This window comes from Butyrivibrio sp. LB2008 (assembly GCF_000621565.1).
Taxonomy (GTDB): domain Bacteria; phylum Bacillota; class Clostridia; order Lachnospirales; family Lachnospiraceae; genus Butyrivibrio.
In genome coordinates, this window is record NZ_KK211305.1 from 321,689 (window position 1) to 337,899 (window position 16,211).

At 43.0% G+C, this 16,211-nt stretch carries 16 protein-coding genes and 1 tRNA gene; all 17 read left to right on the forward strand.

Going from position 1 to position 16,211, the window contains the following annotated elements; genetic code table 11:
* The first annotated feature begins 25 nt into the window (after nt 1–25).
* The 17 genes from T356_RS0111430 to T356_RS0111510 all read left to right on the forward strand — a co-directional run bounded on the left by T356_RS0111430 (nt 26) and on the right by T356_RS0111510 (nt 16,179).
* On the forward strand, nt 26–898 hold the full coding sequence (locus T356_RS0111430; RefSeq protein ID WP_026514596.1) for a 3-hydroxyacyl-CoA dehydrogenase family protein: 873 nt from the start codon (nt 26–28) through the stop codon (nt 896–898).
* Nucleotides 899–1,078: 180 nt separating this feature from the next.
* Nucleotides 1,079–2,239, forward strand: a complete 1,161-nt coding sequence (locus T356_RS0111435; RefSeq protein ID WP_026514597.1) for an acyl-CoA dehydrogenase — start codon at nt 1,079–1,081, stop codon at nt 2,237–2,239.
* A 134-nt stretch (nt 2,240–2,373) separates the two neighbouring features.
* Nucleotides 2,374–3,165 carry an electron transfer flavoprotein subunit beta/FixA family protein gene (locus T356_RS0111440; protein ID WP_026514598.1) on the forward strand — a complete coding sequence of 264 codons (792 nt, stop codon included), beginning with the start codon at nt 2,374–2,376 and terminating at the stop codon, nt 3,163–3,165.
* A 25-nt stretch (nt 3,166–3,190) separates the two neighbouring features.
* Nucleotides 3,191–4,237, forward strand: coding sequence for an electron transfer flavoprotein subunit alpha/FixB family protein (locus T356_RS0111445; RefSeq protein ID WP_026514599.1), 1,047 nt, complete (start codon nt 3,191–3,193; stop codon nt 4,235–4,237).
* A 110-nt stretch (nt 4,238–4,347) separates the two neighbouring features.
* A complete protein-coding gene (locus tag T356_RS0111450) occupies nt 4,348–5,358 on the forward strand; it encodes an energy-coupling factor ABC transporter permease (RefSeq protein WP_026514600.1) in 1,011 nt (336 codons plus the stop codon).
* Entirely contained in the window at nt 5,358–6,131 is a 774-nt protein-coding gene (cbiQ, locus tag T356_RS0111455) for a cobalt ECF transporter T component CbiQ (protein ID WP_026514601.1), read from the forward strand. The genes T356_RS0111450 and cbiQ overlap by 1 nt, the downstream gene beginning before the upstream one ends.
* Before the next feature lie 42 nt (nt 6,132–6,173).
* Nucleotides 6,174–6,893 carry an energy-coupling factor ABC transporter ATP-binding protein gene (locus T356_RS0111460; RefSeq protein ID WP_026514602.1) on the forward strand — a complete coding sequence of 240 codons (720 nt, stop codon included), beginning with the start codon at nt 6,174–6,176 and terminating at the stop codon, nt 6,891–6,893.
* A 138-nt stretch (nt 6,894–7,031) separates the two neighbouring features.
* The gene (locus T356_RS0111465) at nt 7,032–8,213 is read left to right on the forward strand and encodes a DUF4885 family protein (protein WP_026514603.1); all 1,182 of its coding nucleotides are present in this window, start codon (nt 7,032–7,034) and stop codon (nt 8,211–8,213) included.
* 43 nt (nt 8,214–8,256) lie between these two features.
* On the forward strand, nt 8,257–9,432 hold the full coding sequence (locus T356_RS0111470; protein WP_026656774.1) for an acetyl-CoA C-acetyltransferase: 1,176 nt from the start codon (nt 8,257–8,259) through the stop codon (nt 9,430–9,432).
* Between the two features lie 27 nt (nt 9,433–9,459).
* Nucleotides 9,460–10,599: an HD domain-containing phosphohydrolase gene (locus T356_RS19285; RefSeq protein WP_035781001.1), complete on the forward strand. Its 1,140-nt coding sequence runs from the start codon at nt 9,460–9,462 to the stop codon at nt 10,597–10,599.
* A gap of 69 nt (nt 10,600–10,668) precedes the next feature.
* Nucleotides 10,669–10,742 (forward strand) — tRNA-Arg (locus T356_RS0111480).
* 95 nt (nt 10,743–10,837) lie between these two features.
* Nucleotides 10,838–11,605 (forward strand): GNAT family N-acetyltransferase, encoded by a 768-nt coding sequence (locus tag T356_RS0111485; RefSeq protein ID WP_026514605.1) that lies wholly within the window; start codon nt 10,838–10,840, stop codon nt 11,603–11,605.
* 29 nt (nt 11,606–11,634) lie between these two features.
* Nucleotides 11,635–12,693: an SPOR domain-containing protein gene (locus T356_RS0111490; RefSeq protein WP_026514606.1), complete on the forward strand. Its 1,059-nt coding sequence runs from the start codon at nt 11,635–11,637 to the stop codon at nt 12,691–12,693.
* A gap of 91 nt (nt 12,694–12,784) precedes the next feature.
* Entirely contained in the window at nt 12,785–13,933 is a 1,149-nt protein-coding gene (locus tag T356_RS0111495) for a THUMP domain-containing class I SAM-dependent RNA methyltransferase (RefSeq protein ID WP_026514607.1), read from the forward strand.
* 9 nt (nt 13,934–13,942) lie between these two features.
* Nucleotides 13,943–15,001, forward strand: coding sequence for an N-acetylmuramoyl-L-alanine amidase family protein (locus tag T356_RS0111500; protein WP_026514608.1), 1,059 nt, complete (start codon nt 13,943–13,945; stop codon nt 14,999–15,001).
* The gene (gene rdgB / locus T356_RS0111505) at nt 14,998–15,618 is read left to right on the forward strand and encodes an RdgB/HAM1 family non-canonical purine NTP pyrophosphatase (protein ID WP_026514609.1); all 621 of its coding nucleotides are present in this window, start codon (nt 14,998–15,000) and stop codon (nt 15,616–15,618) included. The genes T356_RS0111500 and rdgB overlap by 4 nt, the downstream gene beginning before the upstream one ends.
* 81 nt (nt 15,619–15,699) lie before the next feature.
* Nucleotides 15,700–16,179 (forward strand): metallophosphoesterase family protein, encoded by a 480-nt coding sequence (locus T356_RS0111510; protein WP_026514610.1) that lies wholly within the window; start codon nt 15,700–15,702, stop codon nt 16,177–16,179.
* The last annotated feature ends 32 nt before the right edge of the window (nt 16,180–16,211 follow it).

Consider the following 16,211-nt stretch of genomic DNA (forward strand, 5'->3'; position numbering starts at 1 on the left):
AATTTATATATAGGAGGATTTTAAAATGAAGGTAGCTGTTATTGGCGCAGGTACAATGGGCTCAGGAATTGCTCAGACATTTGCTCAGGCTGAGAGCGTAGAGAAAGTATATCTTTGCGACATCAAGACTGAGTTTGCAGAAGGCGGATTTGCTAAGATCAAGAAAGGTCTTGATAAGCAGGTTGCTAAGGGAAAGAAGACTCAGGAAGAGGCTGACAAGATCACAGGAAAGATTCAGACAGGTCTTAATGACATCTGTGCTGACGCTGATCTTGTAGTAGAGGCTGCTCTTGAGGTTATGGATATCAAGAAGAACCTTTTCAAAGAGCTTCAGGATAACATCGTTAAGAATCCTGATTGCATCTTTGCATCAAACACATCATCTCTTTCAATCACAGAGATTGGATCAGGACTTGCAAAGCCTATCATCGGTATGCACTTCTTCAATCCCGCTCCTGTTATGAAGCTTGTTGAAGTTATCCAGGGTGCAAACACACCTGCAGATATGGTTGACAAGATCAAGAAGATTTCTGAGGATCTCGGAAAGACTCCTGTACAGGTTAATGAGGCAGCAGGATTCGTTGTTAACAGAATCCTTGTTCCTATGATCAACGAAGGTATCTTCGTATATTCAGAAGGCGTTTCAGATATCCAGGGTATCGACACAGCTATGAAGCTTGGATGTAACCATCCTATGGGACCCCTTGAGCTCGGTGACTACATCGGACTTGATATCGTTCTTGCTATCATGGATGTTCTTTACTCAGAGACAGGCGATTCTAAGTATCGTGCTTGCCCTCTTCTTCGTAAGATGGTTCGTGGTAAGCAGCTCGGTGTTAAGACAGGAATCGGCTTCTACAACTATGCAGACGGAAACAAGGTTCCTACTGATAAGTAATCACTTGGCTCGGCTTTGCCGAGCCTAGTGTACTACTTAGTTCTGGCGAGTGCGAAGCACGAGAGCAGAACCTCTGCTTTTTAAGTATGAGAGCAGAACCTCTGCTTTTGTACGCACGAGAGCAGAACTTCCTTATGAAAAATAATTATTATTTAAAGAAAAAATTTGGAGGAAATTATAATGGATTTTCAGCTTGATCAGCAACATGAAATGGCGAGAGCTCTTTTCAAAGAATTCGCAGAAAAAGAAGTTAAGCCACATGCAATAGACGTTGATGAGACAGAGGAATTCCCTATCGAAACTGTAAAGAAAATGCAGAAATTCGGTTTCATGGGTATTCCGATTCCCAAGGAGTACGGCGGACAGGGATGTGATCCCCTTACATACGCTATGTGTGTAGAGGAGCTTGCTAAAGTATGCGGTACTACAGCAGTTATCGTATCAGCTCACACATCACTTTGCTGTGACCCTATCATGACATATGGTACAGAAGAGCAGAAGCAGAAGTACCTTGTTCCCCTTGCAAAGGGTGAGAAGCTTGGTGCTTTCGGTCTTACAGAGCCCATGGCAGGAACAGACGCTCAGGGTGTTCAGACTAAGGCTGTTCTTACAGAAGATGGTAAAGAGTGGATCCTTAACGGTTCTAAGTGCTTTATCACAAACGGTGAGGTTGCTGATGTTTACATCATCATCGCTTACACAGATATCGTAGAAGATAAGAAGGGAAGAAAGCAGAAGAAGTTCTCAGCGTTCATCGTTGAGAAGGGAACTCCCGGATTCACATTCGGAACAAAGGAGAACAAGATGGGTATCCGTGGTTCTTCTACATACGAGCTTATCTTCCAGGATTGCCATATTCCTGCAGAGAACCTTCTCGGTGCTCGCGGAAAAGGCTTCAATATCGCAATGCACACTCTTGACGGCGGACGTATCGGTATCGCTGCTCAGGCTCTTGGTATTGCTGAAGGCGCACTTGACAGAACTGTTGAGTACGTTAAGGAGAGAAAGCAGTTCGGAAGATCAATCGGCGCTTTCCAGAACACACAGTTCCAGCTTGCTAACATGGCTACACAGTGTGAAGCTGCAAGGCTTCTTGTATATCAGGCTGCTGATGCAAAGAAGAATCAGGCATACTACGGCGTAGAAGCTGCTAAGGCTAAGCTTTTCGCTGCAGAAGTTGCTATGGATGTTACAACAAAGGCTGTACAGCTTCACGGTGGTTACGGATACATCAGAGAGTACGAAGTAGAGCGCATGATGCGTGATGCTAAGATCACTGAGATCTACGAAGGAACATCAGAAGTTCAGAGAATGGTTATCTCTGGCGCACTTTTGAAGTAATCATAAGTAATCACTTTAAGTAATCACTTGGCGAGGTCCTTTCGAGCCTAGTGTACTACTTAGTTCTGGCGAGCACGAAGTGCGAGAGCAGAACTTCCTTATGAAGAACATAAGACTATAAAGGAGAAAAAATAATGAAAATTGTAGTTTGCGTTAAGCAGGTTCCCGATACAAAGGGCGGCGTTAAATTCAAACCCGATGGAACATTGGATAGAGGTGCTATGCTTGCAATCATGAACCCTGATGATAAGGCAGGACTTGAAGCAGCACTTAGATTAAAAGATCAGTACGGCGCAGAGGTTACAGTTCTTACAATGGGACTTCCTAAGGCTGAGGCTGTACTTAGAGAAGCATTTGCTATGGGCGCTGACAAGGGAATCCTTGTAACAGACAGAGTACTCGGCGGTGCTGACACATGGGCAACATCTTCAACTATCGCAGGTGCTATCAGAAACCTTGAGTATGATCTCATCATCACAGGTCGTCAGGCTATCGATGGAGATACAGCTCAGGTTGGACCTCAGATCTCTGAGCACCTTAACCTTCCTGTTATCTCTTACGCAGAAGAGATCAAAGTTGATGAGAAGGCTAAGACTGTAGAAGTTAAGAGACAGTTCGAAGACAGATATCACATTGTAAAGGCTAAGATGCCTTGCCTTGTAACTGCTCTTTCAGAGCTCAACGAGCCCAGATACATGACTCCCGGCGGAATCTTCGATGCTTTCGAGAAGGAAGTTACAGTATGGGGCAGAGCAGATCTTAAGGACGTTGATGATTCTAACCTTGGACTTAAGGGATCACCTACACAGATTGCAAAGGCTTCTGACAAGGTTAAGAAGGGTCAGGGAGAGAAGGTTGTTCTTGACTCTGCCGATGAAGCAGTTGAATATCTGATGGGTAAGCTTGTAGAGAAGCATATCGTTTAATTAACATAGGAAAAGGAGAAGCGTCATGTCTTTAGAAGAATATAAAGGTGTATTTATCTTTGCTCAGCAGGTTGACAATGAAATTTCAAGCATTGCACTCGAGCTTCTGGGCAAAGCAAAGAATCTTGCAGAAGATCTTGATGAGAAGAAAGTTACTGCAGTATTACTTGGAAGCGAGGTTAAAGGTCTTGTTGACGAGCTCGCACAGTATGGTGCAGACAGAGTAATCGTAGTTGATGATCCTGCACTTAAGGATTACAGAACAGAGCCTTACACACACGCTCTTGCATCTGTTATCGATGAGTTCAAGCCTGAGATCCTCCTTGTTGGTGCTACAGCAATCGGTAGAGATCTTGGCCCCAGAGTATCATCAAGAGTACATACAGGACTTACAGCTGACTGTACAAGTCTTGAGATCGGTGATTTCCCGATCAACCCTGTTGCAGGTCAGGAGCAGAAGCACAAGCAGCTTCTTATGACTCGTCCTGCATTCGGCGGAAACACAATCGCTACAATCGCATGCCCTGACTTCCGTCCTCAGATGGCTACTGTACGTCCCGGTGTTATGCAGAAGATTGATCCTATCAAGGGTGCTAAGGCAGAAGTTGTTGAATTCAATCCCGGATTCGAAGAGAACAACTGCTACACAGAGATTGTTAAGATCGTAAAGGAAGCTACAAGCGTAGCTGACATCCAGGCTGCTAAGATCCTCGTATCAGGTGGTCGTGGAGTTGGTTCTGCAGAGAACTTCAAGCTTCTTGATGATCTTGCAGAAGTTCTTAACGGAACAGTATCATGCTCACGTGCCGTTGTAGATTCAGGCTGGAAGCCCAAGGATCTTCAGGTAGGACAGACAGGTAAGACTGTTCGTCCCGCTCTTTACTTTGCTATCGGTATTTCAGGTGCTATCCAGCACGTAGCAGGTATGGAAGAATCAGACATAATCATCGCTATCAACAAAGATGAGAATGCTCCTATCTTTGACGTAGCTGATTACGGTGTAGTAGGAGATCTTAACAAGATCCTTCCTGTACTCACAAAGAAGATTAAAGAAGCTCTTGCAGCTAAATAAATAAGTAAAAAGGTGCTCCACGAACCCCCTAGGGGGCTTGTGGAGCTTTTTTATTTTGCCGTATACTCTTTTATGGTGTTAAAAAAATAACAGTGTTGGAGGATATGGCTATGCATATGGCGGACGCATTGGTTGCTCCGGCAGTTGCCGGAACAATGTATGTATTATCTACAGGAGCAGCCGGAGTTTCTGTAAAGAAAGTAAGAGAGGAAAGTGATGAATCCAAGATTCCTGTAATGGGAGTTATGGGAGCATTCGTATTTGCTACACAGATGCTCAATTTTACAATTCCGGGAACAGGTTCATCGGGACATCTCTGCGGAGGAATGATGCTCTCAGCGATGCTCGGACCATTCGCCGGATTTCTTACAATGATAGGAGTGCTTCTTGTTCAGTGCCTGCTATTTGCGGACGGTGGACTTATGGCGCTTGGATGTAATATCTGGAATATGGCATTCTACGGGTGCTTTATCGGATCTCTTTTGATATGGCGTCCCATCATGAAGAAAGGCGCTACGAAAATAAAAATTGCACTTGCATCGATATTTGGATGCGTTCTGACGTTGCAGCTGGGAGCATTCTCGGTTACTATAGAGACATTGATATCGGGAATTACGGAGCTTCCTTTTTCAACCTTTGTTGCAACAATGCAGCCTATCCACCTTGCAATAGGATTTGTTGAGGGACTTATCACATCAGCGGTTCTTATATTTATACATGAAGCAAGACCTGAACTTCTCTGGGGAATTGGCGAGAGCACAGAGAAAAGGGATGCTAAGCTTTCATTTAAGAAAACAATCATTACGATAGCAGTAGCAGCAGCACTTTGCGGCGGCGTTGTTTCACTTTTTGCATCTGCATTCCCTGACGGACTTGAGTGGTCCATGGAGCAGGTTGCGGGAACAACAGAGCTTGAAGCTCAGGGACAGGCTTACGAGACAGCGGAAGCAATCCAGGAGACAACATCTCTTTTGCCCGATTATGCATTCCCAGACAGCGAAGCGGCAGCGGGAACAAGCTTTTCGGGAATTGTCGGAGCGCTTATAGTTGCGGGACTTTCAGCAGCTTGCTGCTATGCTTTCAGATTCTTTAGAAGAAAGACTGAGACTCAGACAGCTTAATGGACAGTATTGAGAAAAAAATCTTAGAACTGAACAGACTACAAGACATTCAGCAGCGTTCTCATTGGATGAATAACCTTCATCCTTTGGGGAAGCTGCTTATTAGCATTATGTACATTTTTCTGGTGACATCTGTCGGAAAGTACGATGTGGTCACGATTATTCTTATGTCGGTGTACGTTATCTTTACCTTTATCATCGGCGAACTCTCAGTAAAAGAGGGAATCTACAGAATGAGACTAATCCTGCCGCTTGTAATGTTTGTGGGAGTGTTCAATCCATTTTTTGACAAAAGCAGCGTGCCGGTCGCGGGATTTGCGGTGCGCGGCGGGATAGTATCAATGGTCACGCTTGTCATCAAAGGACTGTACACAGTGTTTGCGGTCTATGCGCTTGTTGCGACGACTTCCATAGATGATATCTGTTACGCGCTTAGGAGCATCAAGGTGCCCAAGATAATCGTTATTGTCATAATGCTGATATACAGATATATTGATGTTATGGCGGGCGAAGCGGACAGGATATACACTGCGTACAGGTTAAGGGCGCCGGGGCAAAAAGGCATCGAATACAGATCCTGGGGCACTCTGGTTGGCCAGTGGCTTCTTCGCAGCATGGACAAGGCGCAGATTGTATATGAGAGTATGCTCCTTCGCGGATTTAGGGGCGATTTTATCCCTAAGAAAAAAGGGGTAAAAAAACTTGATGTGATATATCCGCTTGTCTGGGCAATAGTTCTTTTGCTCATAAGACTGCACGTGTTTGGCATATAAATATTTGGATGCATAAGAGAAAAAGTTTGAGCGAGGTACGTTATGAAAACCGGAGTAAACGGTGAACTTCTGAATATAGATGGTTTGAGTTTTTCGTATGAAAAAGACAGCGTGGTTTTAAAAGACATTTCTTTTAAGGCAAACTACGGTGAGAGTATCGCGCTTGTCGGCGCAAACGGAATAGGCAAGTCGACGCTTATGAAGCTGATGGTAGGTCTGTATCTGAATTATACGGGTAACATTACCGTTGCGGGACATGAGATGTGCAAAAAAAATCTCGATCACATACGAGAGCACATCGGCTATGTTTTTCAGGATTCGGACAGTCAGCTCTTTTTATCGACAGTCGAAGACGACGTGGCATTCGGTCCTAGAAACTATGGGCTTTCTGAGAAAGAAGTTGAAGAAAGGGTTACAGAGGCTCTTAGGCTTGTAGGAATAGAGCGGCTTAGAAATAATAAGACATACAAATTATCGGGTGGTGAGAAAAAACTTTCGGCGATAGCCACGATTCTTTCGATGAAACCGGATATAATAATTATGGATGAACCTTCGATAGCCTTGGATCCGAGGAACAGAAAAAATCTTATAAAGGTGCTCACAGGTATCGGCGGGCTTAAGATCATAGCTTCGCACGACCTTGATTTTGTGAGAAATACCTGTGAGAGAACGATTCTTTTGGACGAGGGAACAATAGTTGCCGACGGAAGAACGGAAGATGTTATCGGAGACGAAAAGCTGTTAGAGGAACATGGACTTTAATGAGAAAAAGCGTAAACATTAATGCGTTGAGAGCTTATCATTAAAGTGATAAAATATTAATGATGTAGGTGTATGGTTTACTTCACTTAATGCTAGCAATTCAAGCGGAAGGTATCATGCATTTTTAGGTGAAAACATATGAGAGTATTCTTAAATGAAAAGGTTCATCAAAAATCATTGCTGATTGATTATCTTTTTGGAAATGCGAAAAATGAGAAAAATAATGTGAATTCCAAGGAGAAGAAATATGATAGAGACACTGTCACTATCAGTATGGAGGCAAAAGAGTTATCAATAAAAGATGCTAATGTCGATAGTTGCAGAAATACCAATATAGATAAAAGTATTGATTTAAAAAGCTATATTGATGCCGTTAAAAAAGAAAATGATAATGCGATTGAAAATGCCGGAACAAGCATAGATGGTGCGGGAGTTGAGCTAAAAACATATAAGGATGCGGTTCATGCTGCATTAACTGATAAGTATGAGAGATTGGTACAGGAGGCAAAGCGCCATTCTGATCCGGCGGCTTATATCCAGCAGAAATATTTTGATAAATCTTCACCTTATTATCAAAGTGATTTATCTGATGCTGAAAGATCTGCGGGATATAACAATGAAATGGATATGCTTAAAATGGGAAAGCTGAGTCATACTTATTATCAGGATTCTCTATTACGCGGATGTTCATTTGGAGCATATCAAAATGAAGAATATCAATTAAGCAGAAGAATGGTAAACAAGCAGGTTGAAAACATATTTAAAGAAGCAGATATAGATTTGAGTTTTTTGACCGATAAATGCATTTTTTATATTGATCCTTATACATATCATATTTCGGTTGATGGCGCTGATAAAGAGATAAAAGAGAAAATAGAAGATGCTCTTAATGTTGGTGACAACGGGAAAGAACTTTTTCTGCATATTTATAAAGCAACCCAACAGGAAAAATGTGAAAGTAATCAGATAGATAGAATCAGTAATCTAAAGTATCAAGCGAATGCAGCAATACATGAATATACCGGTTTAAATTTATATGAGATGTCACAAAGAGATGGGACATTTTATACAAAAGATGGTAAAGATATTCGTTTACAGCTTAAACAAGATATTGAAAAAAATATAAAAGATAATAAATACAATGCTCTTGAATATGTTAACCATCTACTCAATGAAGTAGGGAATATCGATTGGAAAAATACAGGTGATATGACGCTTGGCATTTCATATACACCGACCGGGCTTATGGATATAGGACAAAATATAATATTTGACGGATATAGTAAGCTTGATGGAACTAATTGGTATTCTGTATTATAGAAATGACATGATTTTTTTAAACGTAATTTTTGGAGGTAGACACATGAGAAAAGTAGTACTTGCAGGAGCATGCAGAACAGCAATCGGAACAATGGGGGGAGCACTTAGCACAACACCTGCTCCGGCACTTGGAACTATTGTTATCAAAGAGGCACTTAACCGTGCAGGAGTTAAACCTGAACAGGTTGACGAAGTATATATGGGATGTGTTATCCAGGCAGGACTTGGACAGAATCCCGCAAGACAGGCAGCATTAAACGCTGGTATTCCTGTTGAGGTTCCCGCTACAACAATCAACGTATTGTGCGGATCGGGTCTTCACTGCGTTAACCTTGCAGCAAAACTTATCGGAATGGGAGATGCAGATATCATCGTAGCCGGCGGTATGGAGAACATGTCAATGGCTCCTTACCTTATGCAGCAGGGAAGATACGGATATCGTATGGGATCCGGAGAACTTCAGGATGCTATGATTAAAGACGCACTTACAGATGCTTTTGGCGGATATCATATGGGTATCACTGCTGAGAATATCGCAGAGCAGTGGCATCTTACAAGAGAGCAGCTCGATGAGTTTGCAGCATGGTCTCAGAACAAAGCTGAGAAAGCAATTGCGGACGGTAAATTCAAGGAAGAGATCGTTCCTGTAGAGATAAAGAAAAAGAAAGAGACAATCATTTTTGACACTGACGAAGGTCCGAGAAAGGGCGTTACAGCAGAGGGTATCGCACATCTTAAGCCCGCATTCAAGAAGGACGGCGTGGTTACAGCAGCAAATTCTTCGGGAATCAACGATGCCGCATCGGCAATAATCGTTATGAGTGAAGAGAAGGCAAAAGAGCTTGGTGTTAAGCCTCTTGGAACATGGATCGCCGGAGAGCTTGCAGGTGTAGAGCCCAGCATCATGGGAATCGGACCTGTAGCAGCTACTCAGAAAGTTATGAAAAAAGCCGGATATTCAATCGGTGATTTTGATCTTATCGAAGCAAATGAGGCTTTTGCCGCACAGTCAGTGGCTGTTCAGCATGACCTCGGATTCAGCAAAGATGTACTTAACGTAAACGGTGGAGCAATTGCACTTGGACATCCCGTTGGATGCTCAGGAAACAGAATTCTTGTTTCACTTCTGTATGAGATGCAGAGAAGAGATGTTCATAAGGGACTTGCAACTCTTTGTGTTGGCGGTGGAATGGGCTGCGCTGCAATTGTAGAGCGATAAATGACTTAAAACTCATGGAGGCTTTTGATGGCTGATCGTTCAATTATGCTTGTTGATGACAATGACATTAACAGAGGTATCCTTGCAGAGATTTTTAAAGATAAGTACAACATCATAGAGGCGAGTGACGGAAGTGAAGCTGTGAGACTTATCAATCAGGAGCGCTCAAAGCTTGCTGCCATATTGCTTGATGTTATCATGCCGGGAATGGACGGTTATGCTGTTCTGGAATCTATGGTAAGTCAGGACAACTTAAACGAGAAAATACCTGTGCTCATGATCACTGCGGATACGTCTACCGAGGCAGAAAGAACCAGCTACGAGAAGGGTGCGGCGGACGTAATTCACAAGCCTTTCGATCCTGTCATTGTAGACAGGCGTGTTTCAAAAGCAATAGAGTTATACGATCACAAGAATAATCTTGAGAGTAAGATAGATGATCAGACGAGAGTCTTGAAGAAGCAGTTCATCTATCTGAAAAAACAGGAAGAAAAACTTCGTTACAGCAACGAAAAGGTCATAGATACGATTGCGACCATCATCGAATTCAGAAATATGGAATCGGGCTATCACCTTAAGAGAATCAAGGGATTCGTGCGAATTCTTGCTCTTACGGCGATGAACAATTACCCGGAGCTAGGACTTACGCCGCACATGATAGAAGTCATAACACAGGCTTCAGCCATGCATGATGTAGGCAAGATCTCGGTTCCCGATTCAATCCTTCTTAAACCCGGAAGACTTACTTCCGAAGAGTTCGAAGTGATGAAGTCTCATACGACAAGAGGGTGTGAGATAATCGAGAAGCTCAAAGATATTCAGGATAAAGAATATTACGAAGCCTGCCTCGATATCTGCAGACACCACCACGAGAGATACGACGGAAGGGGATACCCCGACGGGCTAAAGGGCGAAGAGAACTCCATAGGAGCTCAGCTCACAGCCATTGCCGACGTATACGACGCCCTTGTAAGCGATCGTGTATATAAATCCGCATATCCTGTGGATAAAGCCTATGATATGATCAAAAACGGCGAATGCGGCGTATTCTCACCCAAGCTTCTTGCGTGCTTTGAATTTGCAAGACCCGATATGGAGAAACTTGTGGCTCAGACCAAAGCCGCAGAAGCAGCAGAAAAAAACAGCTATTCACCATATGGAACTTAAAAGAAAAATATTATTGACAAAGACGCCTGCGGTACATATAATATAGTTTGTTGCCGCAGGCGACACTATGTGAGTGTAGCTCAGCTGGATAGAGCGTCTGGCTACGGACCAGAAGGTCGCGAGTTCGAATCTTGTCACTCACATTACAGTTAAGAAGGGGCTGTGAAAAAATGAGAAAATCATTTTTTCCAGCTCCCTTTTATTGCTATTTTTTATATGATAGTGGGAAGGTGAAACGATGACAAATAACGAATTATTGCAGATTGCGATGAGACAATCTGCGGAAGATATCGGTTGCAGGCCGGAGGATTTTCTTTTGGATACAAATGTGATTGTTCCGTTTAGGTTGGGGCAGGACGCAAAAAGATATTATGAACTGCCGATAGGAGGCGATTTTATATCATATGGAAATAATGTGGTTGCGGCAGCTACAGAAGAATTATCCGAAATAATAGGTGGGTATATAAAGAAATTTGAGTTTTATCACTGCTTCGAGACTCCTTATATGTATTGGCTGAACAAGCAAATTGAGCCAAAGGGGTACACCGTTTGTTTTATGGCAGAGTACTATCTTCCTGATCTTAACAGATTGACAAGCTTGCCGTGTGCTTATGAACTGCGCGTATTGAGTCCGAAAGATTTTGAAGGACTCTATTTGCCGGAATGGTCAAATGCATTGTGTAGCTATAGAAAAAATCTGGATGTGCTTGCAGTAGGAGCATATGATGGAGAGAATCTGGTCGGACTTGCCGGCTGTTCCTCAGATGCAAATGAAATGTGGCAGATAGGAGTTGATGTTTTACCTGAGTATCGCAGAAAAGGAATAGCATCGGCACTGACTTCAAGGCTTGCTCTTGAGATTTTGAAGCGTGATAAAGTTCCGTTTTATTGTTCTGCCTGGTCTAATATCAGATCAATGAGAAATGCCATAAAGAGTGGATTTTTGCCGGCATGGATGGAAATGACAGTGAAGCCGACAGCAAAAGTAGAGGAAATGATCAAATAATAACAGGTTATAGTGGGAAAGAGTAAAAGATGAAGAAAAAAACAATTGTTGCAATTATGATTTGTCTTATGATGTGTGGTATTTTTGCAGGATGCGGGCAGAGCGATGCTGCAGATACCACCGATCAGGCAAAGAAAGAAGAAAAGACAGTAGAGAATGAGCTTGAGAAGACGGCGGAATTCGATACTGCAGCTGCAGAAAAGTCGCTTAAGGAAATGAGTGATGCTCTTAGCAGTTTTCTGTGGGCTTCGATGATGAAAGAGGCTGAATACAGTCCTCAGGAAGCCGGAGAAATTAAGCTGGAACTAACAGGTGAAGAAAGGATAAGAGCCGCTGTACTTGCCTGTGAGCCGGATGGCATAATCGACAGTACTTTCGTTATTGGCACCGGAGGCGTTTCCGAGGATAAAAGTGCCGAGACAGGACCTAACGGCGATGGATTCCATGGTGCATCGGTGTCTAAAAAAGATGTTGATAAAAATTGTCTTGATCTTTTCGGAACCAAGGCCGACTTGGGAGAGCTTCCGTCAGGACCTATGTGCGATCTTCATGATGCAGTATTGTACAAAACGGGAAACGAGTCATGTGCGCTGATCATCGATAAGGAGGTAGAAACAGAGACAGATTTTAAGAACCAGGAATGCACGGTCACTGAAGAGAATGGCAAGTATATCGGAAAGGTCAATGTGTTCTGGGGATACTGGGGAGAACTGGAGCAAAAGCCCGATTATTCAAACTATGTGGTAACATATGAACTTGAGCCGAATAGTGAATCAAAGTATGGAATGGTCATAACATCTATAAGTATTAACAAAGTTACAGGTGATAAGTACTATGGTGTGTTCATTAAAGCTTTCAAGGACGAAAAAGACTGTGGTGAAACGTTAAGTGCGCTCAAGGAAGCAGGCTTCAATAATTGTTCGGTAGTATATACTCCCGATTTTGAGGAACTGAATCCCGAACCGTATTATGTTGTGACGGCAGGTCTTTTTACAACGGAAGAAGAGGCCAACGAGGCGCTTGATAAGGCTAAGGCAAGTGGATTTACAGATGCGTATGTAAAATATGCCGGATCACACAAATATTAGACTAGTTCTATTCTATATTTGCAACTTCTGCACATCGGCACGCAAAGAGTTGCAAAGCAACTCTTTGGTTTTTATGGTATACTATCTTGGTATGAAAAAGATGGAATTGATAGCCCCTTGCCACTTTGGCCTGGAGGCGGTACTTAAAAAAGAAATAATAGATCTCGGCTATGACATAACTGAGGTCTCGGACGGCAGAATTACTTTCGCGGGAGATGCGGATGCAGTATGCCGTGCCAATATTGGTCTTAGAACTGCGGAGAGAATCCTTATTAAAGTGGGAAGTTTTCACGCAGAGTCTTTTGAAGAGCTGTACCAGGGAGTGAAGGAACTTCCTTGGGAAGAGTTTATACCCGAGCGGGGAAAGTTCTGGGTAAAAAAAGCATCAAGTGTTAAGAGCAAACTCTTTAGCCCTTCAGATATTCAATCAATTACGAAAAAAGCTATAGTTGAAAAACTAAAACTCAGCTATCACACAGACTGGTTTAAGGAGGATGCGGAGAGCTATCCGATAAGAGTTTTTCTCATGAAGGACGAAGTCACGGTTGCGCTTGATACAACAGGTGATTCCCTTCACAAAAGAGGCTACAGAAAACTTGAATCCAAAGCGCCTATCGCCGAGAACCTTGCCGCTGCGCTTATTATGCTGACACCTTGGAACGGCAGCAGGATACTTGTGGATCCTTTTTGCGGAAGCGGAACAATCCCTATCGAAGCGGCAATGATGGCGGCGAATATAGCTCCCGGAATGAACAGAAGCTTTACAGCGGAGAGCTGGACACATCTTATCACGCCTCAGAACTGGAAGGATGTCAGGGAAGAAGCGCAGGAAGAGATAATCACCGATATAGATGTCGATATTCAGGGCTATGACCTTGATCCCGAGATGGTTGAGATTGCCAGGATCAATGCAAGGAAAGCCGGCGTTGAGAACATGATCCACTTCCAGGCTAGAGATATTGCTGATTTAAGCCACAGGAAGAAGTACGGATTTATTATCACGAATCCTCCATACGGAGAGAGAATCGGTGATAAAGATATTCTTCCGCAGCTTTACAAGACAATAGGAGAAAGATTTAAGAGCCTTGACGCATGGTCGATGTATCTTATCACGGGCTATGAACAGGCTGAGAAATTTATAGGCAAAAAAGCTGATAAGAACAGAAAAATATATAACGGAATGATAAAGACCTATTTTTATCAGTTTATGGGACCCAAGCCTCCAAGAAGAAGCGAGTGAGCCATTGTCATGAAAAAAGAGGGAATGAGAAAAGCAGCGGTTTTGGCAGCAGTATTCGGCGTTGTCTCTATTACGCTTATGCTTCACAGATCCGCGACTAAACATATACTTATAACAGATGCCGCAGAAATGCCTGTTAGTAGTGTTAATTCGGGAAAATCTTTTGATCTGCTGATCCAAAAGGGAGATCCGGAAGACGGAAAGATGAAACTTATCATTCCTCTTGCGAAAAGCGTAAGCTCTGAGGATATCAAGCTTGAAGACAGGTATTCCGATCATGAACTTCTGATCTATATAGACAGTAGAGAAGAGGGCTTCTACGGCGATAATGCGATTGTTTCGGATACAGGAATTTTGGAAAGTGCGGTTTGCCACACGGAAAACAACACGGGAAGCGTGTGCCTTGATTTTAAGCTTGGCGGTTTTTATGCAAATGAGAGCGCACTTACCGATCACAGCACAATTGAGGTCGAGTTTTTTAAACCCAAAGACAGGTATGACAAGATTGTTCTGATCGATCCGGAAATGAATAAGTCGTTTGGCGGCTTTTTGCCGGGGGTAGGACTTTCTGAAAAAGAGGTCACACTTGACGTTGCGCAGAGACTTAGAAGTATCGCGGAAAAAGATGTTGAGAACAAGATCAAGTTTTTTTTCACCCATATGTCGGATACTGATATTTCGGATGAGAGTAAAGAGCTTCTTATCAGGGAATCCTGCGCGGATATGGCTGTCAAGATAGCTACGTCCGATTCTCCGGACAAAGACAATAACGGGATAGAAACATTTTATAACGGAACTTTTTTTATAAGAGATCTTAGCAATGTGAAATTTGCCGATATCGTGGAGCGTTGCTGCGCGAACAATACGGGAAACACGGCGCTTGGAATATATGAATGTGACGAGAGCGACGCTCTTATCAAGAACTCCGTAGTACCTACAGCCAAGATTTCATTGGGATATCTGACGGGAAATGAGGATGCGGAGAAGCTTGCTACGGGCTCTTACAGGCAAAAAGCCGCTGAGGGCATCTATCAGGCGATTTTAGACGGATATAAGGAGTTGGAATGAGAATAGTATTTGCGACCGGAAATAACGACAAATTAAAGGAAATACGCGAGATTTTGGATACTCTGAATATAGAGATCATCTCAATGAAAGAAGCAGGCGTTTTTGAAGACGTTGAAGAGAATGGCGAGACATTTGCCGAGAACTCGATGATCAAGGCTTCGGCAATCGCACAGATCATTAAGGAAAAGTTCCCAAAAGAGGCGGAAGAGACGATAGTACTTGCCGATGATTCGGGACTTGAGATTGATTATCTGAATGGAGAGCCGGGCGTTTATTCTGCAAGATATATGGGAAAAGAAACATCGTATACAGAGAAGAATAACAATCTTATCGAGAGGCTGAACGGCGTTCCCGATAGTGAGCGTACGGCAAGGTTCGTATGTGCCATTTCGGCAGTACTTCCCGATGGAAAAAAGCTTTCTACAGTTGGGAAGATGGAAGGAATAATCGGCTACGAGATAGCGGGAGCAAACGGTTTTGGTTACGATCCGATCTTTTATCTTCCGGAATATAAGAAGACAAGTGCGGAGATTTCAGCTGAAGAAAAAAATGCGATAAGTCATAGAGGCAAAGCACTTAGAGAGATGGCTAAACTCCTTAAAGAAGAACTTGCATAGTTGTCGTTTTGCGGCAGACCTTGATATCTGCCTTTTGTTTCAGATAATGCGTGACAATGATGCGAAACGGGAGACTGATTGATGCACAGATATTTGGTGGTGAGTGATACTCACGGAAGAGATGACAACTTTTATAATGTTCTTGATGCGGAAGGGGCAATTGATGGGATAATCCATTGCGGAGACTTTGAGGGATCCGAAGGAAAATTTGCCCTCGCGGCCGATTGTCCGGTATATTTCGTTGCGGGCAACAATGACTTCTTCTCGACACTTGGAAGAGAGCTTACTTTTACATTGGATGGACACAGAGCTTTTCTGACGCATGGACATCAGTATCTTGTAAGTATGGATCTTGAAAATCTTAGGAGTGAGGGAATCGCGAGAGGGGCTGAGCTTATTTTCTTCGGTCATACGCATAAGCCTGTTGCCAAGACTATGGGCGGAGTCTACATCTTCAATCCCGGAAGCCTTTCATATCCCAGGCAGGAAGGGCGAAGACCAAGTTATCTTATTCTGACGATTGAAAAAGATGAAATTCAATATGAAATAAAATACCTGTAACTACGGTATTTTACAACATAAAAATATTTAAA